The sequence below is a fragment of the Adhaeribacter arboris genome (assembly GCF_003023845.1).
In the GTDB taxonomy this organism is placed as follows: domain Bacteria; phylum Bacteroidota; class Bacteroidia; order Cytophagales; family Hymenobacteraceae; genus Adhaeribacter; species Adhaeribacter arboris.
This window is the reverse complement of record NZ_PYFT01000001.1, coordinates 6,998,182-7,022,815: the sequence shown is the minus strand read 5'-3', so window position 1 is coordinate 7,022,815 and position 24,634 is coordinate 6,998,182. Positions and strand designations below refer to the sequence as shown.

23 protein-coding genes are annotated in these 24,634 nt (G+C 41.8%); 12 read left to right on the top strand and 11 right to left on the bottom strand.

The window, feature by feature from the left end:
* The first annotated feature begins 202 nt into the window (after positions 1 to 202).
* From AHMF7605_RS28365 to meaB, 3 genes are all read left to right on the top strand, one after another.
* The gene (locus AHMF7605_RS28365; RefSeq protein WP_106933278.1) at positions 203 to 1,390 is read left to right on the top strand and encodes a glycoside hydrolase family 1 protein; all 1,188 of its coding nucleotides are present in this window, start codon (positions 203 to 205) and stop codon (positions 1,388 to 1,390) included.
* A 442-nt stretch (positions 1,391 to 1,832) separates the two neighbouring features.
* Positions 1,833 to 2,984 carry a TolB-like translocation protein gene (locus tag AHMF7605_RS28360; RefSeq protein ID WP_106933277.1) on the top strand — a complete coding sequence of 384 codons (1,152 nt, stop codon included), beginning with the start codon at positions 1,833 to 1,835 and terminating at the stop codon, positions 2,982 to 2,984.
* Positions 2,985 to 3,080: 96 nt separating this feature from the next.
* On the top strand, positions 3,081 to 4,067 hold the full coding sequence (gene meaB, locus AHMF7605_RS28355; protein ID WP_106933276.1) for a methylmalonyl Co-A mutase-associated GTPase MeaB: 987 nt from the start codon (positions 3,081 to 3,083) through the stop codon (positions 4,065 to 4,067).
* A 550-nt stretch (positions 4,068 to 4,617) separates the two neighbouring features.
* Here meaB and folB read toward each other — a convergent pair.
* From folB to AHMF7605_RS28340, 3 genes are read right to left on the bottom strand one after another with little or no spacing between them, the layout of a single operon-like run.
* Positions 4,618 to 4,977 (bottom strand): dihydroneopterin aldolase, encoded by a 360-nt coding sequence (gene folB, locus AHMF7605_RS28350; protein ID WP_106933275.1) that lies wholly within the window; start codon positions 4,975 to 4,977, stop codon positions 4,618 to 4,620.
* 15 nt (positions 4,978 to 4,992) lie between these two features.
* Positions 4,993 to 6,033, bottom strand: coding sequence for a DivIVA domain-containing protein (locus AHMF7605_RS30885; RefSeq protein ID WP_106933274.1), 1,041 nt, complete (start codon positions 6,031 to 6,033; stop codon positions 4,993 to 4,995).
* Positions 6,008 to 6,964: a WD40 repeat domain-containing protein gene (locus AHMF7605_RS28340; RefSeq protein WP_106933273.1), complete on the bottom strand. Its 957-nt coding sequence runs from the start codon at positions 6,962 to 6,964 to the stop codon at positions 6,008 to 6,010. Before AHMF7605_RS28340 ends, AHMF7605_RS30885 begins: the two co-directional genes overlap by 26 nt.
* 159 nt (positions 6,965 to 7,123) lie before the next feature.
* Here AHMF7605_RS28340 and AHMF7605_RS28335 point away from each other — a divergent pair, with 159 nt between their 5' ends.
* Positions 7,124 to 7,774, top strand: coding sequence for a 4'-phosphopantetheinyl transferase family protein (locus AHMF7605_RS28335; protein ID WP_106933272.1), 651 nt, complete (start codon positions 7,124 to 7,126; stop codon positions 7,772 to 7,774).
* 149 nt (positions 7,775 to 7,923) lie between these two features.
* Complete coding sequence (locus tag AHMF7605_RS28330) at positions 7,924 to 8,523, top strand: redoxin domain-containing protein (RefSeq protein WP_106933271.1); 600 nt, start codon at positions 7,924 to 7,926, stop codon at positions 8,521 to 8,523.
* A 12-nt stretch (positions 8,524 to 8,535) separates the two neighbouring features.
* On the opposite strand, the gene AHMF7605_RS28325 is transcribed toward AHMF7605_RS28330, so the two are convergent.
* Both AHMF7605_RS28325 and AHMF7605_RS28320 read right to left on the bottom strand, forming a co-directional pair.
* Positions 8,536 to 9,564 carry a bifunctional heptose 7-phosphate kinase/heptose 1-phosphate adenyltransferase gene (locus AHMF7605_RS28325; protein ID WP_106933270.1) on the bottom strand — a complete coding sequence of 343 codons (1,029 nt, stop codon included), beginning with the start codon at positions 9,562 to 9,564 and terminating at the stop codon, positions 8,536 to 8,538.
* Complete coding sequence (locus tag AHMF7605_RS28320; protein ID WP_394336224.1) at positions 9,565 to 10,779, bottom strand: pyridoxal phosphate-dependent aminotransferase; 1,215 nt, start codon at positions 10,777 to 10,779, stop codon at positions 9,565 to 9,567.
* Between the two features lie 347 nt (positions 10,780 to 11,126).
* Here AHMF7605_RS28320 and AHMF7605_RS28315 point away from each other — a divergent pair, with 347 nt between their 5' ends.
* Positions 11,127 to 11,843, top strand: a complete 717-nt coding sequence (locus AHMF7605_RS28315; RefSeq protein ID WP_106925291.1) for an IS1 family transposase — start codon at positions 11,127 to 11,129, stop codon at positions 11,841 to 11,843.
* Positions 11,844 to 11,976: 133 nt separating this feature from the next.
* Complete coding sequence (locus AHMF7605_RS28310) at positions 11,977 to 12,450, top strand: OmpA family protein (RefSeq protein WP_199200325.1); 474 nt, start codon at positions 11,977 to 11,979, stop codon at positions 12,448 to 12,450.
* Between the two features lie 102 nt (positions 12,451 to 12,552).
* Here the strand turns inward: AHMF7605_RS28310 and AHMF7605_RS28305 are convergent, their stop codons facing one another.
* The 4 genes from AHMF7605_RS28305 to AHMF7605_RS28290 all read right to left on the bottom strand — a co-directional run bounded on the left by AHMF7605_RS28305 (position 12,553) and on the right by AHMF7605_RS28290 (position 16,417).
* Positions 12,553 to 14,514: a glycosyltransferase family 2 protein gene (locus AHMF7605_RS28305; protein ID WP_199200324.1), complete on the bottom strand. Its 1,962-nt coding sequence runs from the start codon at positions 14,512 to 14,514 to the stop codon at positions 12,553 to 12,555.
* A 203-nt stretch (positions 14,515 to 14,717) separates the two neighbouring features.
* The gene (locus tag AHMF7605_RS28300; RefSeq protein ID WP_106933268.1) at positions 14,718 to 15,179 is read right to left on the bottom strand and encodes a lipocalin-like domain-containing protein; all 462 of its coding nucleotides are present in this window, start codon (positions 15,177 to 15,179) and stop codon (positions 14,718 to 14,720) included.
* Between the two features lie 333 nt (positions 15,180 to 15,512).
* The gene (recR, locus tag AHMF7605_RS28295) at positions 15,513 to 16,121 is read right to left on the bottom strand and encodes a recombination mediator RecR (protein ID WP_106933267.1); all 609 of its coding nucleotides are present in this window, start codon (positions 16,119 to 16,121) and stop codon (positions 15,513 to 15,515) included.
* Positions 16,122 to 16,135: 14 nt separating this feature from the next.
* Entirely contained in the window at positions 16,136 to 16,417 is a 282-nt protein-coding gene (locus AHMF7605_RS28290) for an ATP-dependent Clp protease adaptor ClpS (RefSeq protein WP_106933266.1), read from the bottom strand.
* A gap of 252 nt (positions 16,418 to 16,669) precedes the next feature.
* Between AHMF7605_RS28290 and AHMF7605_RS28285 the strand changes: the two genes are divergently transcribed.
* Together AHMF7605_RS28285 and AHMF7605_RS28280 are read left to right on the top strand one after the other, a co-directional pair.
* Positions 16,670 to 17,221 carry a hypothetical protein gene (locus AHMF7605_RS28285; RefSeq protein ID WP_106933265.1) on the top strand — a complete coding sequence of 184 codons (552 nt, stop codon included), beginning with the start codon at positions 16,670 to 16,672 and terminating at the stop codon, positions 17,219 to 17,221.
* 86 nt (positions 17,222 to 17,307) lie between these two features.
* Complete coding sequence (locus tag AHMF7605_RS28280) at positions 17,308 to 18,036, top strand: Dph6-related ATP pyrophosphatase (RefSeq protein ID WP_106933264.1); 729 nt, start codon at positions 17,308 to 17,310, stop codon at positions 18,034 to 18,036.
* 67 nt (positions 18,037 to 18,103) lie between these two features.
* Here the strand turns inward: AHMF7605_RS28280 and AHMF7605_RS28275 are convergent, their stop codons facing one another.
* Positions 18,104 to 18,415 carry a hypothetical protein gene (locus AHMF7605_RS28275; RefSeq protein WP_106933263.1) on the bottom strand — a complete coding sequence of 104 codons (312 nt, stop codon included), beginning with the start codon at positions 18,413 to 18,415 and terminating at the stop codon, positions 18,104 to 18,106.
* Positions 18,416 to 18,928: 513 nt separating this feature from the next.
* Between AHMF7605_RS28275 and AHMF7605_RS28270 the strand changes: the two genes are divergently transcribed.
* The gene (locus AHMF7605_RS28270) at positions 18,929 to 19,711 is read left to right on the top strand and encodes a class I SAM-dependent methyltransferase (RefSeq protein ID WP_146153693.1); all 783 of its coding nucleotides are present in this window, start codon (positions 18,929 to 18,931) and stop codon (positions 19,709 to 19,711) included.
* A gap of 196 nt (positions 19,712 to 19,907) precedes the next feature.
* On the top strand, positions 19,908 to 20,771 hold the full coding sequence (locus tag AHMF7605_RS28265) for a UbiA family prenyltransferase (RefSeq protein WP_106933261.1): 864 nt from the start codon (positions 19,908 to 19,910) through the stop codon (positions 20,769 to 20,771).
* 198 nt (positions 20,772 to 20,969) lie between these two features.
* Here AHMF7605_RS28265 and rho read toward each other — a convergent pair whose 3' ends face one another.
* Complete coding sequence (rho, locus tag AHMF7605_RS28260; protein ID WP_106933260.1) at positions 20,970 to 22,982, bottom strand: transcription termination factor Rho; 2,013 nt, start codon at positions 22,980 to 22,982, stop codon at positions 20,970 to 20,972.
* Positions 22,983 to 23,262: 280 nt separating this feature from the next.
* Between rho and serS the strand changes: the two genes are divergently transcribed.
* On the top strand, positions 23,263 to 24,540 hold the full coding sequence (serS, locus tag AHMF7605_RS28255) for a serine--tRNA ligase (protein ID WP_106933259.1): 1,278 nt from the start codon (positions 23,263 to 23,265) through the stop codon (positions 24,538 to 24,540).
* The last annotated feature ends 94 nt before the right edge of the window (positions 24,541 to 24,634 follow it).

Here is a 24,634-nt window from a genome sequence, read left to right as displayed (position 1 = left end):
AAGATCGGTCGTAGCTAAACAAACGGAGGACGATGGTTGGATTACCATAGCTGAGAGGCTTGGTATTATTAGTTAGTTTTGGTGAATTACAGACCGCCAGTTGTAAGCCGGTTGCTACCGCTTTTCGATCAGCCTTGCTGCTCCCTAGGCGATAGAGGCATCATCTGCCGCAGCAGGCCTTTTAAAATTTTTAGGGTAAACGATGTTAGCAAGAAAAAAAACAATTTTCAAATCCTTTATGATGGGCGGATTTGAGGCTGCCTGTCACGTTAACGGGCAAGGCCGGCGGTTAGATATGATTCGTCAGACTCAGCACGATATTCAAGTGGAGCAAGATTATACGTTGTTGAAAAGCCAAGGAATCCAAACAATACGGGATGGTGTGCGCTGGCCGCTGATTGAAATAAAACCGGGCGTATACGATTTTTCCTCCCTGGAACCAATGGCGGCAGCGGCTCAGAAACAAGGGATACAAGTTATCTGGACCTTGTGCCATTACGGTTGGCCCGACGACCTTGATGTTTTTAGCCCCGCATTCGTCACCCGCTTCGCCGCTTTCAGTCAAGCAGTGGCCACCTTTCTCCGCCGGTACAGTGACGCACCGCCTTTTTTCACGCCCGTCAATGAAATCTCGTACTTCTGCTGGGTCGGCGGCGAGGTGGGCACCGTTTACCCCTACGCCAAGAACCGAGGTTACGAAATGAAGCTGCAACTGGTGCGAGCAGCCCTGGCCGGCATGGACGCCATCTGGGAAGTTAGCCCGGAGGCGCGTTTCGTGCACGTAGAGCCCCTCATCCACGTGGCTGTTCCGCCAGACCGCCCGGATCTGCGGGAGGCAGCCAAAGCGAATCACGCCTCCCAATTCGAAGTTTATGATATGATCACGGGTGTACTGCATCCGGAACTGGGGGGCGCGGCAAAATATCTGGATATTATCGGCAGCAATTTCTACCACGAAAACCAATGGTTTCATAACGCCGATTACATCCCGTGGAACGAAGAAACACCGGATGAAGATTGGGTGCCCCTGCATTGTTTAATTGAACAGGCTTATGGGCGCTACCGCCGGCCAATCATCATCAGCGAGACCAGCCATTACGGTGGCAACCGTCCGGCCTGGATGCGCATGATCATTCAGGAAATACAAAAAGTTCTGGCCCAAGACATTCCGTTTCTGGGCGTTTGCATCTATCCGATTATTGATCGTTCCGACTGGGAAAACGACGATCATTGGCACAACAGCGGCCTCTGGGATTATCGTCTGGGAAAAGAGGGGCGCCACTTGCGGGTTTTGGCTAAGGAGTATGCGGTTGAAATACAACGCGCGGTGCAACTTTTTTCATCGAACAGTACAAACGAGATATTTACTACAACGCCCTTTCGTGGTTAGGGTGTAAGTTTACAATTTAAGTAAGAGAAAATTGCAAACTTATATCCTACCTAAATTGTAAGCTATTTTTTTTAAGATAACAGTATTGCTCGCCGTTGGATGATCACCGTATACAATGGTGAACGTTTCTTTTTTCTGTTAAAATGACAAGGTATTTTTAAACTCTTTTTAACTCTGGTGCTATGTTTAAGAAACAAGTGATAGCGTTACTTACTAAATAGATTATACTTTTGTCGGAGCCACTTACATTATAGCAGCAGAAGTTTCCAGCAAATCCCTTACTGATTAAAATGCAGAATGCGCATTTATATTTTTTTGATTAAACCCGAGCAATACTATTGGTTCTTTCGTATATTTTCCGGTTTTATAGTTGTATTAATTTTATTTTTACCAGAAAATTTTCGAATTTACATGGTTCATTCATTTCTGCATTCATCCAATTATGACTAAAAAGTTCTGGTGCGTTTGCCTGTTTTTCTCTTGGTTTTGGTTTTGTAAAACTGCCTGGGCGCAGAAAGAAGCTAATATCTGGTATTTTGGCGAACGGGCCGGCTTGGACTTTACCAGTGGCAAACCCGTACCTTTGGCCAATAGCATGCTTTCCACCATGGAAGGCTGCGCTACCATCTGCGATGCACGCGGTAATTTGCTATTTTATACCAATGGCGTAAGCGTCTGGAACCGGGAACATAAATTAATGCCGAACGGGAATCGCTTAATGGGGCATCGCTCTTCTACCCAATCGGCCGTAATTGTACCGCGTCCGCTTAACCCGAATATCTACTATATTTTTACCGCCGACTTGCAATCGCAATTATATGGCCTCCGCTATTCCGAGGTGGATATGCAGCGGCTGAATGGCCTGGGCGATATTGCCAAAAAAAACAACTTCTTAATTTCACCGGTCTCCGAAAAACTAACCGCCGTTAAACACAGCAACAACCGGGATTATTGGGTAATTACGCATAAGTGGGATTCGGATGGATTTTACGCCTACCAAGTAACCGCCGCCGGAGTGAGCCGGCAACCCATAGTGAGTAACGTCGGCACTGCCCACAAAGGGAAAAACAAAGAAGCTATTGGCGCCATGAAAGTATCGCCGGACGGAAAAAAAATTGCCTTAGCCTTGTGGCGCGACAGCAACAAATTTGAAGTTTTTGACTTTAATGCTTCTACCGGAAAAGTATCGAATCCTATTTCTTTTGATCATTACGACGAAGCGTACGGAATAGAGTTTTCGCCGGATGGCACGAAACTGTACGGCACCACTAACGGCATTGGCAACGTGGCGCCCCAAATCTGGCAATTTAATTTATTAGGTTCCCGGCAAGCCGTAGAAGATTCTCCTACTCTTATTGCCGTATCTAAAGCCGATAAAATTGGTTCGTTACAACTAGGGCCTGACGGTAAAATTTACCTGGCAAAAGAAAAAGAAACCACCTTAGGCGTTATCAATAATCCAAATGCTCCGGGCTTGGGCTGCAACTACGTCGACGAAGGTCAGCTGCTGGATAAAACCAGCCACAGCGAATTGGGTTTACCAAATTTTGTGCAGAGCTACTTCTTTAACGTTCGATACACGCAGTTGCGCTAAATTTTTCAAACGCATCTATTTCATATTGCTTTCCCGTAAGCTGTATTTGGTCTCTTTTCGAATTATTAAAATCTATCAACTTTTAACTGGGCAGCTTTGGTAAAACGCTTTTACGTGGATCAGTACGTAGATCAGATTTTGGCCGGTAATCGGGTGGTACTAAGCCGAGCCATTACCTTAACGGAAAGCAAATTACCCGCCGACCAGGAACTCGCCCAACAAGTTATTAATCGATTGTTACCTTACTCCGGAAACTCAATCAGAATTGGAATAACCGGCGCTCCCGGAGTGGGCAAAAGTACTTTTATCGAAGCTTTAGGCAACTACCTTATTAAACAATATCAAAAAAAATTAGCCGTATTAGCGATTGATCCTACCAGCCAAAGAACCGGTGGTAGCATCCTAGGCGATAAAACCCGGATGCCCGTACTATCCACCCAACCGAATGCCTATATCCGACCATCGCCGGCGGGTACTTCCCTGGGCGGCGTAGCCCGTTATACGCGCGAAAGTATCATTTTATGCGAAGCAGCGGGTTTTGAAATTATTTTCGTGGAAACCGTGGGGGTAGGTCAATCGGAAACGGCCGTTCATAGCCTCACCGACTTTTTTTTGCTTCTCCTCTTAGCAGGCGCCGGCGACGAATTGCAGGGAATAAAAAAAGGCATCATGGAAATGGCCGATGCCTTAGTCATAACCAAAGCCGATGGTGCTAATCAGGAAAAAGCCCGCTTGGCACAAGCCGAGTACCAAAATGCGCTTCATTTATTTCCCGTGCCACCGTCCGGCTGGCAAGTTCCGGTACAATTAAGTTCTGCTTTAGAAAATACGGGTATTGGTGAAGTATGGGAAAGTATTGAAGCCTACGTACAAAAAACAAAACAGAATCAACACTGGGAAAAGAAACGGCAACAACAAAATTTGTATTGGTTCCACCAAACCATTCGCCAAACTTTAGAAGAAAGATTCTTTACGCACCCGGATGTAGCCAAGCAACTAAAAGCAAAAGAACAGGCAGTATTATCTGGTCAATTATCCGCTTTCGCCGCCGCTGCTGATTTATTGAATCTGGCTTATAAGTGAGGTTTGATATAAATAGAAGGGCATGGCTTATTTACATTCTTTCGCATTTATTTAATCTATTCAACTATTTAAAAGTAGATTAAACGAAAGAACTTATACTAGATGGAACTATAAAAGTCGTACTCAGAGCAGTTTATCTTTGGAGTCTTTTCAAGTCTCCATTCATTGGTGCTATCTTCTTTGAGCCGTAACCTGTTTGCCTCGTGGCCGGCAGGCCTCGTTTGGCTCTTCCGGGCGGGTCTAAGCTTCCTTTCCTCCTCACGTCGGAATGCCTGCGGCACAGGAACCTTAGAAGGCCCTCCCTAGCCAAACTGCTGTCGTTTATTCTTGGCTATCTGCTTCTAATTATAACCAGTTAATTCGTCCTATTTATTTTAATTTGGGATTCCAGCTAAGCGATTATTCAATGGGGTGGTACTAGAGGATGTACAATAAATAATTCATCCAGATTTTGAATGATACGACTAACAGTTCCTAAAAATTGATAAAAATTAAAAATCCTTGTTCCGCTTCTTAACTGCCGGAACAAGGATTTTTAATTGAATTGACTTTATCGCTTTTCTTTTAAAGTAACCTTAGCCAAGTGGCAGATACCGCCCAAGGGTGGATTAAACTTATAAATATTAACTTTTACTCTTTTTAAGTGCGGAAACTTATGGTAAATGCGGTCAATAATCCGGTGGCCTAGATGTTCCAGTAACCGGGCCGGCACTTTCATTTCTTCGTGCACCAACTTGTACAAAACTTCGTAATTTACCGTTTTGGGTAACTCGTCCGTTTGCGCCGCCGCTTGCAGATCGGTATGAATAAACAAATCTACCCCGTATTTATTTCCGATTTTTTGCTCTTCATCGTAATACCCGTGAAAAGCAAAAAATTCCATGCCTTCCAGGGCAATGCGTCCTTGCATATCTGGTTAGCCGGCTTAATCTAATTCATCAAAAAAAGAACCGCCACCCACTGGTTGCGCCACTGGTTTTGCGGCTGGCTTTGGTTGGTGGAAAGTGGGCCCACCGGGTTGCGTTAAAGGCGGCTGGATTTCCGGAGTGCCCGGGGTAATGGGGCCAATTTCCGGTACCGGCCTTTCTATTTCGGGGGCAGGAGATGGTGTATCGGGGATGTCGGGCATGGGCCGTTCAATTTCCGGACCAGTGGGCGATGGCACCGGCGTTTTCGGATCCGGTATTTCCGGTTGCGGTGGGGTTACATCCGGAGTTGGATTAGGATCCGGTTGGCTAGGGGTTTCCGGAATAGGTTCTACCGCAGGATTTTGAGCGATTACGGGTTTATCTATGATTAACTGCTCGGCTTTTTGCGACAGGACAGGTGCGTTTAGCGAAATAGAATCGACATGGGCAGTTGTAAACACATCTTTTAATTCTTTACTTAATTCCACTTGTTTTACTTTTACGTTGGCGGCCTGAGATAAAATGCCCGATAAATATGTGCGGGGACGCTTGTTCGATTTTTCTACTTTCTCTAAAGCATCCTGGGCTAAATTCTTTAAATCCCGAACCAGATTTTCCAAATAACTTTCCATGCGCTGGTGCTCCTGTTCGAGTTGCTTTACTTCGCGCTGCATCTCGTCAATCGCTTTCTCCGACTGTTTGTAAGCATCTTCAATAATGCTGCGGGCTTTTAAGCGCGTATCATTCAATAATTGATCGGCTTGTAATTGCGCTTCGCGTAACTTTAATTCCGCCGAACGATTAGCTTGTTCCAGCATGTTATTGCCCGTATCTTCGGCGGTTTTAAGCGTGCGGTACAGCGAAGATTCTACTTCGCGCATTTTTTGCACTTCTTTACCGGCAATGTCTAGTTTTACCCGGAGTTCTTTATTCTCGTCCTGCAGTTTTTCCCATTCCTGCGATAGCGTTAACAAGAAAGCCGAAACTTCATCTTTATCACATCCTCTGAAAGCTTTTTCAAAGGATTTTTGTCTAATCTCTAACGGTGTAATCTTCATAAGTTAAACTAAAATTTAAATCCCAGACTGATATGGTGCGGTCGTCGCTGCCCGAAACTAACTGGTTCCGGTAACCCGACCATAATAATTTATTAACGGAAGTGCCGTGGCCGGCATGTCTCACTTTATCTATAACTTTTAATAACCGGAATGTTTCGGCATCCCAAACTTTAATGGATTTGTCCATGCTGCAGGTAGCAAAAAATTTTCCTTCGGGGCTATACGAAATATGATTAATAGCATAAAGGTGGGCAATAATGGAAGCATGCTCCGCGTAACTGGTATTTACTTGCCAAACTTTTAGATGAGCATCCCGGCTGCCGCTCAGCAAAAATTGGTTGTCGGGTGAATACGTAACCGTAAAAACGGAATTAGTATGCCCCTTAAGCTCGTATTTTACGTTTAACGTTGCCGTATCTAACACCCGGATAATATGATCGCTAAAACCAATGGCTAATTCCTGAGTAGTTTCGTTTAAAGCCAGGCACCGGGCGCTTTTAGGCGATAACTTGATTATCTTTTTTAAAGTAAGCTTTTCCGCGTCAATAATTGCCAACCCACCATCACCCAAGCCAACGTAGATTAATTGTGTTTTCTCGGACCAGATAATGTCAAAAATAGCTACCGGCGGTAAAGAAATCGAGGCAAGAACTTCTTTTTTAAATAAGTGAATAACCTGCAAACTATTATGGTTATGACCTACCAATAACCAGTTTTTTGCCGGCACGTATCGCAAAGCGTATACCGAAGAAGGTACCTGGGCCATTAATTCTCCGTTGCCGGAACTCTCCAGATTCCAGGCGACTACCATGCCATCACCAGAGGCAGAAAAAAATATTTCCTCCCGATCCGACTTTTCCAAGGTGTACACACAATCCCGGTGACCGGTAAAGGTGGCACTTTTTTGGACTTGGATGACGCGACGATTCATAGAAGGCGCTGTTTAAAGTTAGGGTGCAACACTAATTTACAATAATCTATTTAAGAAAAGGTAATTTTGTGCAAAAATACCCAAAAGACTTCCGGGCTTTGGATGTGTATTGTTTTTAGATTGGCCTAAGTAATTTATATTGCTACCTTTTGCTTACCCATGCCGTTATCACTGATTAAAAAAATAAAACCGGGCGCTTTACTGGGACGCTGGTACTTAACCGAAACCGTAGTTCAACTGCAGGCGCAGGCTAATTTAACAGCTCAAATAGAAATACCCGCTACTATAACGCACGAAAAACGTAAAGCCGAGTGGATAGCCAGCCGGATAGTAGCCTACCAAATGTTGCAGCATTTTACGCCAGTTTCTCATTCGTTGCTAAACCACGATACGGGTCAACCTTACTTTGTTGAAAGTCCTTACCACATATCTATTTCGCATACCAAGGATCATGTGGCAGTGCTTATTTCTACGGCCGATTCGGTTGGCATAGATATTGAAAGAGTACAATCTAAAGTAAGCCGTATTCAAGATAAATTTTTAAACCAGCAGGAAAAGTTAGCCATCGGCAACGATTTAGTAAAACTTACCATCGCCTGGAGCGCCAAAGAAACCTTGTACAAACTTTACGGGAAAAAAAACCTTATTTTTAATCAGAATTTGATTTTACAACCATTTGATACGAGTAAATTCGGCGAAATAGAGGCTTTTATACGAACACCTACCCTATTGCAAAAATACAAAGTTTTCTTTGAAGTGGAAGATGATACCGTGCTCACTTATTGCTTCGGAAACGAATACTTGCCTTAGCCAGCTTAATAACACAGAATATCCTTATTGATAAATAGTGAGTTCACAAACAGAAATATATTAAAAAAATAATATATTCAAATAATCAAGAAAGTTCTAATATCTTAAATAGAACTAGATTTTAATATAATCAGGAAAAGCTAAAAATTATGAAAAAAATAGGTTTGATCGGGATGCTGTTAATTGCAACGTTACATGTAAGTGCCCAAACTTCCGCCCCGAACCAAAAGGTAGAATCATTTACTTTACAAGGCGAGGCCGGGCAAAACATAGCACTCGCAGATTTTGCCGCCAACAAAGCTGTTGTGGTAGTATTTACTAATGACCATTGCCCTTACTCCCGTTTATACACGAATCGTCTTCAGGAGTTATATTCGGTTTATTCCGGGAAAGGCGTGAAATTTTTGTTTATAAAGCCCGCTATTAGTACCGATAATGCTCCCATTGAGAATCCAAATTCTGCCAATAAAGTAAGTAGTGTTATTAGTAATAACTTTCCTTACGTTACAGATGCCAACCAGAAAGTGAGCCAGCAATTAGGGGCTACCAAAACGCCGGAGGTTTTTGTAATTGAGCCGCAAAACGGAAATTTTTTGCTCCGCTACAAAGGTGCTATCGACGACAATCCACAAGTAGAAAGTTATGCGAAGGAAACTTACCTAAAAACAGCGATCGAAGCTATATTAACAAACCAGGCACCCGCCATCACGCAAAAACGGGCAACTGGTTGTACGATAAAGCGCTTTTAAATTTTGAATAAATTAGATTTTGATTACCGGGGAGGTATTTACTAGTTGAAAAGTATTCGTTCGTTGCGCTTCAGCCAGTAAATTTCCTTTATCAATGGGCACTACACCTATTTGTTCGCACACTAGTCCTCCCCCCAAATTAGATAAACCGGCCAGAAAAGCTATGGGTAAATCCAACGCTAAACAAAGGGCCGCAATACTGATTACGGTATCTCCGGCTCCAGAAACATCGGAAATAGTTCTTAAATGAGCGGCCATGTACTTTTTATCCGGGCCTGTCAAATAAAATACTCCCCGTTCGGATAAGGTAATTAAAACGATAGGCGTATTTAACTTTTTTTGCAAAGTAAGAGCAGCCTGCTCAAAAGCAACGTGGTTGGTATCCGCAAAATCAACTTTTAAACCTTCTTTTAATTCTTTTAAGTTAGGCTTAAACAGCGTACAGCCTACGTACGATAAAAAGTTTTTCTTTTTCGGATCTACTACGGTCGGAATATCATGCTGCCTAGCTAATTCTAACATGGCAGCAATATTGGCGCCGGTAAGAACACCTTTATCGTAGTCTTCAAAAACAACCACATCGGCTAAGGGCAATAATTTACTGTATTGTTGCACTAAATAAGCCGATTCATGCTCCAGCAACTCGGTTTCAATTTCCGCGTCAATGCGCAAAAGTTGCTGACCACCCGCCATAATCCGTTCCTTCACGGTGGTTATCCGGTCCGGGCTTTTAACCATCCCATCGGTAGGTAATTGTTGTTCTTCCATTAAACGCAGTAATTCGGCGCCGGCAAAGTCTTCGCCGATTACCGCGCATAATAAAGGCGTAGCGCCCAATGCCTGCACATTGAGCGCTACGTTAGCGGCCCCGCCCAAACGCTTTTCTTTCCGGACGACGTTCACGATCGGAACGGGTGCTTCCGGTGATAAGCGCGAGGACTTGCCCCATAAATAAGAATCAATCATAACGTCGCCGACTACCAGCACCGTTAATTGATTAAAAGAATCAAAAATAGCCTCCAAGCTATTAAATAGTGACATTTAAACGAGTTTGGCTAAACTTTCTTTTAAACGACGCATGGCCTCTACCAGTTTATCATCGGCAGCGGCAAACGAAAAACGTACGCATTCATCGGCGCCGAAAGCGTCGCCGGAAACCACGGCCACGTACGCATCATTCAAAATAAACATGCTCAAATCATTGGAATTATTAATTACCTGGCCGTTGTAAGACTTACCGAAATAAGAGCTGATTTCCGGGAAAATATAGAAAGCTCCCTGCGGCACGTAGGTCCGGATACCCGGAATTTCCTTCATTAATCCTAATACTAAATCGCGCCGCCTTAAATAAGCCGCCGACATTTCTTCGGCGGAACCCCGACCGCCTTTTAAGGCTGCTACCGCGGCTTTTTGAGCAATGGAGCAAGTACCCGAAGTTATCTGGCTTTGCATTTTATCGCAGGCATCCGCAATTTCTTTGTTAGCCGCAATATAACCTACGCGCCAACCGGTCATGGCGTAGCCTTTCGAAAAACCATTTACGGTAATTACCCGGTCTTTGATAAAATCGAATTGCGCCATACTGGCATGCTGACCCGTAAAGTTAATGTACTCGTAAATCTCATCGGCCATTACAAATATCTGCGGGTGTTTGGCCAGGATATTGGCAAAAGCTTCCAACTCTTCTTTCGAGAAAACGGAGCCGGTAGGGTTACAAGGCGACGAATACATCACCAACTTGGTATTGCTGGTAATGGCATCTTCGAGTTGTTGCGGGGTAATAACAAAATCGTTATCAATCGTACCTTTTACTTGCACCGGAACACCTTCGGCAAGTTTCACTACTTCTTCGTAGCTTACCCAATACGGCGAAAATATGATAACTTCGTCGCCGGGGTTTACCAAGCTCATTACCACGTTGGCAATGGATTGTTTAGCGCCGGTAGATACCACAATATTTTCGGGTTTATAATCGAGATTATTATCGCGTTTTAGTTTATTTACAATTTCTTGCCGCAAATCCAGATAACCTGCCACGGGAGTATAAAAAGTAAAACCATCGTCGAGGGCTTTTTTGGCGGCATCTTTAATGTACTGCGGAGTTTGGAAATCGGGTTCGCCGAAACTCAGGTTTATTACATCGTAACCTTGAGCCGCCAGTTCGCGCGCCTTCTTGGCCATCGCTATGGTTTGCGATTCGGCTAAGGAAGTAATGCGATCGGATAAAAAGCTGGTTGCTTGTTCTGTCATTTCCATAAAGTTAAATGTTATGCGGCCAAAAATACAGATTTCTAATGGAATTGCTTACCCTACTTCTGTGAATTATTAGCCGGCACAAAAAATTTCGATAATTTGAAATGATCCATCTTCTTTTTAATAATCTTTTGCTACCATCCGCTGAAATCCGGATTTCATTTAAAATTATTTAATTCTACCCCGACTCGGTAGTGTTAAGCGTTAAAAGTAGTAGAGCTACAAAACAATTATAATTTTTATTTATTTCTAATTGGTAAATGCTGAAGCAGATAGGTATTAAAATTTTGGTAGTGGTAAAGAAAGTATGATGGGATAAAAAGAGGCAGTGAAGTGTTTAAGATGATGGAATGTTCGAAGTTCAGATCAAAATAAACTGTCCCCACTGCCAGAGCAGCAAGGTAGTAAAAAATGGCAAGAAAAAGAATGGTTCTCAGAACCTTCTATGTCGTAATTGCCAGAAGCAATTTCAGCCAATATATCGCTATAGAGGAGCGGATCCGACTACCAAGCGGTTGATACGGCGTCTTCTGGAAAGAAATAATGGTGTTCGTGACATTGAAAAGTTGCTGGAAGTGAGTAGAAAGTGTGTGCTAAGCAACTTGTGCCGACAGGGGAATGCCCTTAAGATTCAACCAACCCAAAAGCATTATAGATCCGTACAGATCGATGAAGTCTGGAGCTTTGTCGGAAAGCGCAAGAAAGGAAAATACTGGTTGTTGTATGCTTACTGTCCCCAAACAGATGAAGTACTGGCTTATAGTTGTGGCGGCCGAAGCGCTAAAACAGTACGCCAGCTACTCAAAAAGCTAAAAGGAGTGGAAATAGAACAATATTGTACTGATCATTGGAAAGCGTTTGCTCAGGTAATCCCCCCGACAAAGCACACGATAGGAAAAGCTTACACTAAAAACATAGAAGGCGTGAATACTTGCATCAGAGCCAGAAACAGACGGTTCGTCAGAAAAACAACCTGCTTCTCCAAAAAGAAGGAAAACCATTTAGCAAGTCTAAACCTGATGTTTGACTATCGCAATAGACATAAAGCCAAACATCATACTTTGTAGTCCACAACTAAAATTTTTACTGGTTTAAAAATCCACTTGAATTTATGCTTCGTAAGTACTTGATTATAAAAAATAAGGAATAAATAATATTTTTCGATGAAGTTTTTAATTATTCTTATTTACGAGCTACTTTATGGAAACAAAATTATTCAGAATTCTGGCTTTTACCTTCGCCTTAGTTGCCACCGGGGTAAATGCTTACCACACTGTTCCGGCTATTAAATCGATTATGGCTTTAAAAGAGTTAAAAAACAAGGAACTAAAAGTAGATGTAATTACTAAGTTAGAATATGACTTTGCCCAAGCAGCCATCCGGGATGCGTATTATACCGATTTAGACCAATTAGCCAGAACAATTGTGAACGAGAAATATGCCCTATCTTTACGCGGCCACGCCGATTCTATTGGCAGCTACGTGGGCAACTGGAAATTATCCGATAAACGGGCCATGGAAGTAAAAGAATACTTGGTATCCAAGGGAGTAGAAGAAAACCGGATTGTAACGACTCCCTATGGCAGCACCGTACCTATTGCCACTAATAAAACGGCCGAGGGGCGGCAAAAGAACCGGCGGGTAGAGGTTAAATTAAGGAAACTGAACGAATAAGTTTTACTTGAAAATTTAATTCTACACGATCTTTAATCAAAGAGAGGATTATTTTAATAAAAATTCTGGCTATCTACGTTAGACCATTTTCAGTCAACTAAATTAAACGGCTCGTCTGCCTAAATGGCGGAATGCTTTCAGAATTATTTCCAGGTCTGATTTAATACTATATTTTTGGGCGTATAGCACTTCCATTTGCCGGATAGTATGTTCATCGGGGATTGGGCTAGTCTCAAACTGATCTAAAGGCGTTAAAATAGCTTTATTTTTACGATAATGTTGATCTAACGTATTTTGCAAGCCTACCCAATTGTAATTACCACTTAAAACCAACAAGCAATTCCGGAAAAAGCCCCTTTTATTTTGTACCAGCCATATTAGCGCCGGAGATAATACCAGAAAAGATAAAGCCAAAGTAAAATCTAAAAGCAATTTATTCCGGATTTGTTCTTTTTTGTATAAGTTGAGCTCAATGGGCAAGGTATAATAATCGCCGGGAGTATTTTTATTATTACTCCCGATAATGTACTCGCTATCTTCGGGTAGTATTTTGTACTGCACCGATTCGTCGTTTATGGCTACCATCCACTCTATTATTTGCGTAACGGATAAGTCTTTCCCGCAAAAAATTAATTCATTTAATTTATGTACCTGAATAATGTCGTTTAGCTGCTGTAACTCGCCCAAGTATTCTTTAGCCGTATTATCAGTAACATAAGGGCTGGCAAAACCAACAATTTTAGTAGCTGCTCCCGTTTTTTTAAGTAATTGTAATACGCGTTTACTTTCCTGTTCGCTGCCAATAATAGCCAAGCGCCTCCTCGGACGAGTACCTAACCTAAAATTCCGGTATTGCCCGTAATGGTACAACAATCGCTTACCAACAAGAGCTAATAACGCCCAAATGGAACCCCATAAAATAAAGTTCTGCGCAAGATTCGCCCCCGGCCAAAAGTTGCCCAAAGCTGCCACCAGAATAGTTCCTACTATTATTCCCCGAATAAAACGACCGAGGTTAAAAGGCTTTTCGTACCCGTTATTAAAATAAATCGCGCCCATCCATAAGATAACGGTAACAGGAATCACCTGAGAAGGAAAATAAGCCGGAAATTGAATACTAGTCCGCTGTTCTAAAATAATCTTTAAGCCATACAAACCGACAAAAAGTAAAGCCGCGTCGTCGAGGAAAGGTAAAAAGGTATGAAAGATCCGCACTAAAACGGAAATGCCCGCCCGCAGAACAATGGCGAACTGAATGATAAAAGAATACACGAATGCCATTCGACCGAAAAAATGTTTCCGGTAAAAAATAGCCATGGCGTTATAAAAAACAAATACGTAGTTGAGGCTGCCGCGCCGGGTACTTTTTCCTTTGTAATGCAGAATACGCGTATGCGGCAAGTAGAAATTTTTATAACCCGCCTGCTGAATACGATACGATAAGTCAATATCTTCGCCGTACATAAAAAAAGCTTCGTCGAGCAAACCTATTTTTTGGAGAACCGAGTGCCGGAGAAACATGAAAGCGCCCGCCAAAACTTCTACTTCCTGAATCTTATTTTTATCGAGATGACCTAAATAATAGCGGGCAAATTTTTCGGAGTTCGGAAAAAGCTGGGTCAGTCCAAAGATTTTGTAAAATCCTACCCAAGGAGTGGGTAATCCTCTTTTAGATTCGGGTAAATAGGTGCCGGTACCATCTAACATTTTTACGCCCAGACCTCCTGCCTCCGGATGTTCGTCCATGAAGCAGCAGCATTTCAGAAAAGTATCTTCTTCTACTATCGTGTCCGGATTGAGGAGTAATACATATTCGCCAGTGGCTTGCCGGATAGCCTGGTTATTAGCTTTCGCGAAACCTAAATTTTGCTTGTTTTCTATTAGTTTTACTTCCGGAAAACGGCGCTGCACCATCGCCACCGAATTATCTCCGGAATTATTATCTACCACAAATATTTCGGCGGGAGCATTTAGTTTTAAAATGGCCTTCCGGACGGAAAGCAGCGCCTGCTCCAGAAAATAGCAAACATTGTAATTAACAATTATAACAGACAGTTTTTTCAAACAGACGCACGTGGTGGTTTCTACAAATATCTATAATTTACAATAATAAGTAACCAGAACCAGAAAATTAATGAAAAGCTTTTGCTAAAATCAGGTAGCCGATTTAAAATAAAGAAGTTTTTACTTAAATTTTAAGTAGTAAAGCTCTAGAAAAAACCTTTTTACGTTAAAAAAGAAGGGTTTCGTAGCGATATTAGTTAAAGTTATTGCTTGGAAAAGGTAACCACTTCTATATCGGTAGTGCCTTGATAGGATTCAGTGGAGGATAGCACCAGCTTAGATTTAGTTAATTCCACAATTGTAAAACTGTCTCCGGAAGAACTTCCGGCTTCATTTATCATTAAATTATCACCGGTTATACTCCAGGTTCCCTGATCATATATTTGCGGGTCCGTAGAAGCACATTTGGTTGCACCGGCATTAACTTCGTAGGTTCCGTTTTTGGCAAATCTGTAAATATCATCTTTTTCGCAAACCTCATAATTTACAAATTCATCTTCTACGGGGCCATTATTTTCCTGAAAAGTATGCCCGGTTAGTACCCAGTTCTTATCGGCAATAAGATCGGCTTTCGTTTCCGTTTTAGAATCATCGTCATCTTTGTCGCAACCAATAAACAGGAACAGAAGAATAAACAGGAAAGGAAAAGATTTTACATTTTTCATAAGTTTTAAAAGTTAAGGTTGGTAATTGCGTTTGAACTATAAAAGAATTGTTTGCTCCCGTTCAAAGGAAACAATTGCTACTAATTATAGAATAAAGGTAGGCCGATAAGAAAAGGAAGAAAATACCGATTTTTCAGTATTTTAAGGTGATTGGAAGGCCAAAATCAAGTTTTTTACCTTAGATAATCAGCAGGAATGAATTAAAAACTCAAAGGATTAAACGAAGATGCCAGTAGACAATTTTTTTACCGAATAACTTTATTCTTCGGACCAAGTACCAACAAAAAAGGCTATTGAACATTCAATAGCCTTTTTCAATGTTTTAAATATATCTTACAATTTGTTATAACTGGTTCGCTCCACAATACTACGGCCCAGCGTTATTTCATCGGTATATTCCAGTTCGCCACCCACGGGTACGCCGCGGGCAATGGTAGTTATTTTTATCCCTAATTCGCGCAGTTTGCGGGTAATGTAAAACGAGGTAGTATCACCTTCCATAGTAGGGCTAATTGCCAAAATTACTTCTTTCACCTCGGAACCCGGGATACGCTCAATCAAAGAGGTAATATTTAAATCCGAAGGGCCAATTCCTTCGATAGGGGAAATAACGCCGCCCAGCACGTGGTACAAACCTTTATACTGCGCCGTATTTTCAATGGCAATGACATCGCGGATATCGCTTACCACGCAAAGAGCGGTTTGGTCGCGGAGCGGATTAGCACAAATACTGCAAACCTCCGTATCCGAAATATTATGGCAATACTGGCAATACGTAATATCGTTCCGCATTTTGGTAAGCGCATTGGCCAAATCGGTAGTTTCTTCCGCTTCGGATTTAAGTAAATGCAGCACCAGGCGCAAGGCGGTCTTGCGGCCAATACCAGGTAATTTTGCTAACTCATCAACGGCACTTTCAATTAGTTTTGAAGGAAAATTCATTCAGAAATATCAGATTAAACAATGTCGGCAGAAATGCCCCGGTCGTGGATGGCGGTACACATACCTTCTAATTCTTCAAAAGCACCCACTTTTACGGTACATTTACCTTTATAATGAATGAGATAGGTGCATTGTTCGGCCTGCTCTTGCGAATGATTACAAACTTGAATAAGCGTTTCAATTACGTGCTCAAACGTGTTTACGTCGTCGTTATAAACAACTAAATTACGCAGGTCTATATGCTCTTCGAGCAGCAGTACGTCTTCGTCGTGTAATATTTCAGTGGCAGTAGACATAACACAAATTTACGAAATTCAGCTAAATTGTTTCAGTAATGACCCGTATCATTTACCAAACTACTCTTACAATTTGGTATATACCTGCATTTTAACTTTTTGGATTTCTAAAAATCAAAAATATTAAAAACAAACCAATTTACACGCAAAGAACTTTTCCAGCCCGGGAAATTGTCTTAATAAATACAACTATAGAACAAGAAAAAACTAAAATCCATTCCGAATTAACTTATTATATATTGTTCTTTATCCATGCCTGCGCCTTCTGCTAGTTTTAAAAAAGCTTTAAAAGAATTAACTGAAAAAGAGAAAGAAACCTTGCTATTGCGGGCCGTTCGGCGCGATGCGGAACTCTACGATATGCTGGTTTTTGAGCTCTTGGAGGAAGTTACCCTGGAACGCTTACTCGAAGAAACTTCCGAAAAAATCCACGATTTAATGCATACTACTTCCGGCCGCAGTTTTGCGAAAAGCCTTGCCAAGTCGCTGCGGAAAGCAAATAAAGAAATTGCCCGTTACAAGCGAATCACGAAAGACGCAAAAGGTGAAGTGGAATTGCATATTTATTTACTCCAACTTATTTTCGATAATTTTACCGGCCAGTTCGAAAGTGCGTACCGCAGCTTTTTTGTTTCTACGGCCCGTTTAACGGTTCGCACCGCGCAGCTTATCCGAAAAAATCTGCACGAAGATTATCACCTGGAGTATAAAGTGCCCCTCGACGAGTTTCTGGCTCATTTACATGGTCGTAATAAGAACCATTACTTAAGTTTTGCTCTGCCCCGCGAATTTGAAATAGCTTAATGTTCCTAAGTTTGGCTATTAAAAAACTTTAAAAGCAGAGCATTTTCAGGTAACTTGGTTCGAAACTAATTGACCTAACTGCTCTTATGAATAGTTCTTTAAAAAAGAAAGCGGTATTTGTGTGGAGCGGCGGTAAAGATTCGGCCTTGGCTTTATACCAAGTGCTACAGGACCCGAGCTACCAGGTTACGCACCTGCTCACTACCATTAACCTACAATTTAACCGGGTATCCATGCACGGGGTACGCACTTCTTTGCTGTTACAACAAGCCCAAGCTTTGCAACTGCCCTTGATTCAGGTATGGGTACCCGAAAACCCAAGTATGGCGGAGTACGAGAATGTAATGGCAACGGCCTTTTATCCGTTAAAAGAAATGGGAGTTTCCGTAGCCGTTTATGGCGATATATTTTTGGATGATTTACGCGCGTATCGGGAGCAACACATGCAACAAATGGGTTTACAAGCAATATTTCCGCTATGGAAAATACCAACTTCAACCTTATTACAGCAATTTATTAATCTAAAATTTAAAGCAATTTTGGTATGCCTCAATGCCAAGTATTTTCCCGAAACTTACGCCGGGATAGAAATAGATGATTATTTCTTAAAGAATTTACCGGCCGGAGTAGACCCGTGCGGCGAAAATGGCGAATACCACAGTTTTGTGTACGATGGCCCTATTTTTTCAAACCCCATTCCGTTTACGCAGGGAGAAATTGTACTCCGCACTTATGAACCGCCGCAAGATCCATTAAACACAGAATCAACCAGCCCAGTTTATGATCGCTCTTTTTGGTTTATCGATTTAAAATAAAAAACCGACGAAGATTTCTCCGTCGGTTTAATTTTAGTTAACAAGTTTAGATAATATTCTTCTTTGCTTAAGAGCGGCCATTCTGCTTAACACGGTTAGCTTTAGTTTTGGCAATACCCGCCGCGCGTTGCTGCTTATTATATTGCGCCAACTGATAACTCGACATATAGCCCACTTCTTTATTTACTGTAACAATCGACCATTTGTTATTAAACGGACGCACCAAGGCTACTTCGTCGGTTTCAGAAACTACTTTTAATATTTCCGTTTCTTTAGAAGGTTGCTTGTAAACGGTAAGTTCTTGTTTTCCGCCTTTATCATTGGCAGAAGCAGCAACAACCTGGAATAAGATAGCGAGTGATAATAATGCTTTTTTCATGAGTTTTAATTTGTTTTTGGTTATAATTAATTTTTTTAAATGCCTTAACTAAATTCTGGATGGTTAACTGTTCTTTTTATTAAGGTATGCCAACCAGTTTACAAGCCCAATGCCACAAATTTTAAATTATTAATTACCAAATATTTACAAATTAACTCTTAAACAAATCAGCATTTCTGTGTACGAAAACGAACATTCAGTGTCCGAAAGTGAAGCAGCTAAATGAAAGGCTTGTAATTCATGTTACAGTAGTTTTTAATAAAGCAAACTACTATGCTAAAACTGCCCTAATGGGGATTTTGCAAATACCAGGGAGTTCAAAAATCAAAAATAATGGTGCTCTTAAATACTAAACCGGCTCTATTTTAAGTTCTCTCCCTAGTTTACTAGCCAAGAGACAGGGCTTTTTAAGGGCTGATTTTGCGAGTAAGCTTTTTAACATTTAGGTTTATTTGTACTTATAAACCTAGGTAAATGGAGTACCTGTAACCGATTACACACTGCTTAGCCTGTATGATGAAACGTTACCACTTGTTTGAATTTGAAGATCTATCCTGGTTTCCGGATATTCTGCGGCAGAGCATGATGGACTTTTTACGGTTTATGATTAGTAAGATAAACATATACCAACCTATTATTCCCCTAATGCAAGAAGCTTTGCGGCACACCCCGGAAGCCGACATTCTGGATTTATGTTCCGGCGGTGGTGGGGGTATTGCCGGCATTCAGCAAGAATTAAGTAAACGGTTGGGTTATGGGGTTCATATTACTTTAACCGATAAATTTCCGAATCAACCGGCATTCGAGCTAATCCAAAAACAAACCAAAGGCGCCATTACCTATATTGCCGAACCCATTGATGCTACTAATGTTCCGGGTTCTTTTACTAATTTCCGGACTATATTTTCGGCTTTTCATCATTTTAAACCGGGTTTAGCCACTGCCATTCTGCGAGATGCCGCCCGTAAAAAGGTGCCGATTGGGGTATTTGAAGGAGCAAATAAAAGTTGGCTGGAGATTGCTTTGGTGCTGTTCCTATTTCCTTTCATTATTTTACTAGTTACGCCCTTTATAAAACCCTTCCGGTTTAGTCGCTTGTTTTTTACTTACCTAATCCCGGTTTTGCCTTTATGTATTATGTGGGATGGAATGGTTTCCATTCTTCGCTTATATTCTCCGACCATGCTTTTAAAAATTACCCAAGATATTTCTGCTGAAAATTATACCTGGCAAGCGGGTAAAGCCCGGCATTGGAGTGGTTCAAAAGTAATTTACCTTATTGGTTACCCGGTTTAGGTTACAGGTTGGAAAGTTAAAAAGTTGAAATACTATTTTTTAGAACATGCATTTGCCGTTTAATAATGCAGGTAAACCAATTAGAAGTAAATTAGTAACGATATGACAGTATTAGAAACCCGGATGCACGATTACAAAATGAAGATTTAAAACTTTCCAACCTTTTAACCTTCTAACTTTCCAACCTACAAAATAAATGTCCGACGCTTTTAAATTAATGCGGATTCCTTTTTCGGTGTTTTTAATGCCCGTTTACTGGTTTGCTTTGAGCGCCTCCACTTCTTTTAACCCGGTTAAAGCGGTATGGGTGTTTCTTATTTTACATGTATTAGTGTACCCCGCCAGTAATGGTTATAATTCTTATTACGATAAAGATGAAGGCAGTATTGGCGGGCTAAAACATCCGCCCAAAGTTACTCAAAAATTATTTTGGCTCGTTTTGCTGTTCGACTCACTGGCCATTCTTTGCTCTTTTTTGTTTATTTCCCTGGAATTTACTTCCGGAATTTTTATTTACCTGCTGGTATCTAAAGCTTATAGTTACGATAAAATACGGCTGAAAAAATATCCTTTCCTCAGTACTTTGGTGGTAATTATTTTTCAGGGATTTTTCACTTTTGTGGTGGTTCAATTAGGCTGTGAGGTCACTCCGGCCCAAATCATGCAACGAACTAATTTAATTTTTGCGCTGGTAAGCACCTTATTTTTGTGCGGCTCTTACCCGCTCACCCAAGTTTACCAGCACCACGAAGATGCCCAACGCGGCGATCGTACTCTAAGTCTTTATTTAGGCATTAAAGGCACTTTCCTATTTTCCGCGGTAAGTTTATTGGTTGGCGCCAGTTTACTGATCTGGAATTATCTGGTTACCGGCCAGATGATAAACATTTATATTTTCCTGCTTTGTACCGGCCCGGTTTTGTTTATTTTTAGTAGCTGGTTTTGGCAGGTAAATAAAGATGCCAGAGCGGCTAATTTTGAAAATACCATGCGCATGAACAAGGTTTCGTCGGTAAGTTTAAGTTTAGCTTTTATTTTAATGCTGTATTTTACCCGGTAATTTGCTTGCTAAGCCGCAGGCTGGTTGATTTATTTACTTTGTTTTTTATAAGCAGGGTATCAATTAAGGACTATTCTTAATAATCGTTTCAAAATTTCTAAATAAAAGCTGCTATTTAACTAAAAACTAGTCGCTAAAATAATAAAAAAAGCCCCAACGGATAACTCTGCCGGGGCTTTCTTTTAAATTAAGAATAACTTAACTATTCATAGAAATCAAGAACTCGTCGTTGTCTTTGGTGCCTTTCATGCGGTCTTTCAGGAATTCCATAGCTTCCACGGAGTTCATATCCGACATAAACTTGCGCAAGATCCAAACGCGGTTTAATTCATCTTTGTCCATCAACAAGTCTTCGCGGCGAGTACCCGAAGCGGGCACATCAATAGCCGGATAAATCCGTTTGTTGGCCAGTTTCCGATCCAGTTGCAATTCCATGTTACCGGTACCTTTAAATTCTTCAAAAATAACTTCGTCCATTTTAGAACCGGTGTCTATTAAGGCCGTAGCAATAATTGTTAAAGAACCCCCATTTTCTACGTTACGGGCCGCCCCAAAGAAACGTTTGGGTTTGTGCAAGGCATTGGCATCCACCCCACCCGATAAAATTTTACCGGAACTAGGCACTACGGTATTGTACGCCCGGGCTAAACGAGTAATAGAATCTAATAAAATAACTACATCGTGGCCACACTCCACCATCCGTTTGGCTTTATCTAACACAATGCTCGAAATTTTAACGTGGCGCTCAGCCGTTTCATCAAAAGTAGAGGCAATTACTTCCGCGTTTACACTACGAGCCATGTCAGTTACTTCTTCCGGACGTTCGTCGATGAGTAAAATCATCAGATATACTTCCGGATGATTCTCCGAAATAGCATTAGCAATTTCTTTTAATAATACTGTTTTACCCGTTTTCGGCTGTGCCACAATCATTCCCCGCTGACCTTTACCAATCGGGGCAAATAAATCCATAATCCGGGTAGAATACAGGCTAGCTTTGGTTGTTAGTTGTAAACGTTCCTCCGGAAACAAGGGCGTTAAATGCTGGAAAGGAATCCGGTCTCTGATCTCTTCGGTGGTGCGGCCATTAATAGAATCCACTTTTAACAAAGCAAAGTACTTTTCACCTTCTTTCGGCGGCCGAATTTGTCCTTTAACGGTATCTCCGGTTTTTAAAGCGAATAATTTAATTTGCGAGGGCGATACATAAATATCATCCGGACTAGCCAAATAATTATAATACGTAGACCGCAAAAATCCGTATCCATCCTGCATTAACTCTAATACCCCTTCGTTAATAATAACTCCGTCAAATTCTTTAAAGTTATTATTGTTGATGTTATTATTACCGGATGGAAGATTAGGGTTTGGTTTGCGGGGTTGCTGGTTATTGTCGCGATTTTCACGGGGTGGCAATGGTTCCCGGTTTTCCCGGACAGGTACCGGTGCTGGCTCGCGCGGGGCTTCCCGAAATTCGCGAACTTGCGGGGTTGGGCTAACTTCCCCATTTTCCCGAACTGGATTCTCCCGTACTGGGGCCGGAATAGGTTCCCGGGTAAGGGTAGCCGGTTCTTTGGTTTCGCTTAAGACGGTAACGGTTTCGCGTTCTTCACGGGGCTGCTCCCGAACGGGTTCCCGGTTTTCGCGGGCGGGTGCTGGCAGTGGTTTTTCGCGAGCCACCCCATTCGAACGTTCCCGGTTAGGTGCAATTTCTCTGCTAGCTGGCGCCTCGCGGGTGGGAGCTACTTCGCGAACTGGTCTGGGTTCCCGGGCAGGAGCCTCCGGATTTACCTGAGTATTTGTATTAACCCGCTCCGGACCTGGACTGGTTGTAGTAGCGGTACGCACCCGCGGTTCCCGGCGGGCAGATTGCCGACGAGGAGTTTCCGGCTCCGTAATGGTTACTTCCGGCGCAGCTTCTAACGCTACTGCTGGTTCCGGTGTGAGTTCCGGGCTAGGCTTCACCTCAAAATCTATCAGGCCTTGATTAGGAATAGCAGGCACCGCTTCTTCTACTGCTACGGGCTGGGTACGGGCTGGAGTTTTATATTTTTTGGGAAGTTTTTCGGGAGGGATGATTGCTTGCTGATCTAAAATTTTATAGATGAGGTCTTGTTTACTTAATCGGTTAAAGCTTGTAACGCCAAGCCCTTCAGCAATCTCTTTTAGCTCTGAAAGAAGTCTATCTTTCAACTCTTCAATATTGTACATATAAGGTTAAGAATTTTAACAAAATTTTATGATTCTCAGGGTGCGGGCAGCAACAGGAGATAGATTTAAGGAAAACCTGATTATTTTTTATTCGATTGAGTGAACCAGGATACTAGGTTCGTTTTAATTAGCCTTGCAATGTTATAGCAATGTTAATTAATTACCAAATGTTAATGTAAATTTTATTTAATACGTTTTCAAGTACTTTGAAATCTATTTTTATTTACTACGCGCTTAATTCAAAAAAGTATAATTTTACACCGATATAAAACGAAAAAAAATGCTGCAATTATCGGTTTTAAGAGAGCAAACAGATTTAGTACTGGCTGGTTTAGCAAAAAAAAACTATAAAAACGCCGCTCAGGAAGTTCAAACAATTTTAGATCTGGACAACCAACGCCGAAGCTTACAGGCCCGGCACGATGAAGAACAAGCTCGAGCAAACAGTCTGGCCCGGGAAATTGGTACGCTAATGAAAAGCGGCCAGCGAGAACAGGCCGAAACTTTGAAAGCAGAAACAGCCGCTCTTAAGCTTACAACTAAAAATCTGGCAGAAGAGTTGTTAAAAATTGAAAAAAATTTACAAAATGCACTGGTAAAGTTACCTAATCTACCTCATAGCAGCGTACCCGAAGGTAAAACGCCCGAAGATAACGAAATTGTATACCAACACGGAGAAATTCCGGCCTTATCTTCCGATGCTTTACCTCATTGGGAGCTTATAAAAAAATATGATATAATTGATTTTGAGCTAGGTAACAAAATAACCGGAGCGGGATTTCCGGTTTATAAAAAACAAGGCGCCCGTTTGCAACGCGCCTTAATTAATTTTTTCCTCGATGAAGCGTTAAAAGCGGGTTACACCGAAATTCAACCACCTATTCTGGTAAACGAAGCTTCGGGTTATGGCACCGGTCAGCTACCGGATAAAGACGGACAAATGTATCACGCTACCGAGGATAACTACTACCTGATTCCAACGGCCGAAGTACCTATTACCAATTTATACCGCGACGAAATTATTTCGTTTGATAAGCTGCCTATCCGTAATGCGGGTTATACGCCCTGCTTTCGTCGCGAGGCCGGTTCCTGGGGAGCCGACGTGAGAGGGTTAAATCGTTTGCACCAGTTTGATAAAGTAGAAATTGTGCGAATTGAAGAACCCGATAAATCTTACGCGGCGCTGGAAGAAATGAGTGGATACATTCAGGGTTTGCTTCAGAAATTAGAATTGCCTTACCGGGTGCTTCGCCTTTGCGGCGGCGATTTAGGCTTTACCTCCGCTTTAACCTACGACATGGAAGTTTTTTCAGCGGCGCAAAACCGTTGGTTAGAAGTAAGTTCCTGCAGTAATTTTGAAACCTACCAAGCCAACCGTTTAAATTTACGGTATAAACCGGGAGGTGGTAAAACGCAATTGTTACATACTTTAAACGGTAGTGCGTTGGCCCTGCCCCGCATTGTAGCGGCCTTACTCGAAAATAACCAAACGGCCGAAGGGATTTTATTACCCGCCGTCCTACATCCTTATTGCGGTTTCAATAAAATTGCTTTGTAGATAATTATACAGGCACCAGTATTAAAATAGTACTTGGTAAATCAAAGAATGTTAGAGCCTGTTTTCAACTAAAAGCAGGCTCTAGTTTTTAATC

What these genes read in the sequence shown, in the direction of transcription:
- folB (WP_106933275.1), bottom strand. Translation starts at nt 4,977, where the DNA reads ATGCAAGGACGCATTGCCCTGGAAGGCATGGAATTTTTTGCTTTTCAC.
- AHMF7605_RS30885 (WP_106933274.1), bottom strand. Translation starts at nt 6,033, where the DNA reads ATGAAGATTACACCGTTAGAGATTAGACAAAAATCCTTTGAAAAAGCT.
- AHMF7605_RS28340 (WP_106933273.1), bottom strand. Translation starts at nt 6,964, where the DNA reads ATGAATCGTCGCGTCATCCAAGTCCAAAAAAGTGCCACCTTTACCGGT.
- AHMF7605_RS28265 (WP_106933261.1), top strand. Translation starts at nt 19,908, where the DNA reads ATGTCCGACGCTTTTAAATTAATGCGGATTCCTTTTTCGGTGTTTTTA.
- AHMF7605_RS28285 (WP_106933265.1), top strand. Translation starts at nt 16,670, where the DNA reads ATGCCTGCGCCTTCTGCTAGTTTTAAAAAAGCTTTAAAAGAATTAACT.
- rho (WP_106933260.1), bottom strand. Translation starts at nt 22,982, where the DNA reads ATGTACAATATTGAAGAGTTGAAAGATAGACTTCTTTCAGAGCTAAAA.
- AHMF7605_RS28360 (WP_106933277.1), top strand. Translation starts at nt 1,833, where the DNA reads ATGACTAAAAAGTTCTGGTGCGTTTGCCTGTTTTTCTCTTGGTTTTGG.
- AHMF7605_RS28330 (WP_106933271.1), top strand. Translation starts at nt 7,924, where the DNA reads ATGAAAAAAATAGGTTTGATCGGGATGCTGTTAATTGCAACGTTACAT.
- serS (WP_106933259.1), top strand. Translation starts at nt 23,263, where the DNA reads ATGCTGCAATTATCGGTTTTAAGAGAGCAAACAGATTTAGTACTGGCT.
- AHMF7605_RS28320 (WP_394336224.1), bottom strand. Translation starts at nt 10,779, where the DNA reads ATGGAAATGACAGAACAAGCAACCAGCTTTTTATCCGATCGCATTACT.
- AHMF7605_RS28315 (WP_106925291.1), top strand. Translation starts at nt 11,127, where the DNA reads ATGTTCGAAGTTCAGATCAAAATAAACTGTCCCCACTGCCAGAGCAGC.
- AHMF7605_RS28300 (WP_106933268.1), bottom strand. Translation starts at nt 15,179, where the DNA reads ATGAAAAATGTAAAATCTTTTCCTTTCCTGTTTATTCTTCTGTTCCTG.
- AHMF7605_RS28335 (WP_106933272.1), top strand. Translation starts at nt 7,124, where the DNA reads ATGCCGTTATCACTGATTAAAAAAATAAAACCGGGCGCTTTACTGGGA.
- AHMF7605_RS28280 (WP_106933264.1), top strand. Translation starts at nt 17,308, where the DNA reads ATGAATAGTTCTTTAAAAAAGAAAGCGGTATTTGTGTGGAGCGGCGGT.
- AHMF7605_RS28275 (WP_106933263.1), bottom strand. Translation starts at nt 18,415, where the DNA reads ATGAAAAAAGCATTATTATCACTCGCTATCTTATTCCAGGTTGTTGCT.
- AHMF7605_RS28365 (WP_106933278.1), top strand. Translation starts at nt 203, where the DNA reads ATGTTAGCAAGAAAAAAAACAATTTTCAAATCCTTTATGATGGGCGGA.
- recR (WP_106933267.1), bottom strand. Translation starts at nt 16,121, where the DNA reads ATGAATTTTCCTTCAAAACTAATTGAAAGTGCCGTTGATGAGTTAGCA.
- AHMF7605_RS28290 (WP_106933266.1), bottom strand. Translation starts at nt 16,417, where the DNA reads ATGTCTACTGCCACTGAAATATTACACGACGAAGACGTACTGCTGCTC.
- AHMF7605_RS28270 (WP_146153693.1), top strand. Translation starts at nt 18,929, where the DNA reads ATGATGAAACGTTACCACTTGTTTGAATTTGAAGATCTATCCTGGTTT.
- AHMF7605_RS28310 (WP_199200325.1), top strand. Translation starts at nt 11,977, where the DNA reads ATGGAAACAAAATTATTCAGAATTCTGGCTTTTACCTTCGCCTTAGTT.
- AHMF7605_RS28325 (WP_106933270.1), bottom strand. Translation starts at nt 9,564, where the DNA reads ATGTCACTATTTAATAGCTTGGAGGCTATTTTTGATTCTTTTAATCAA.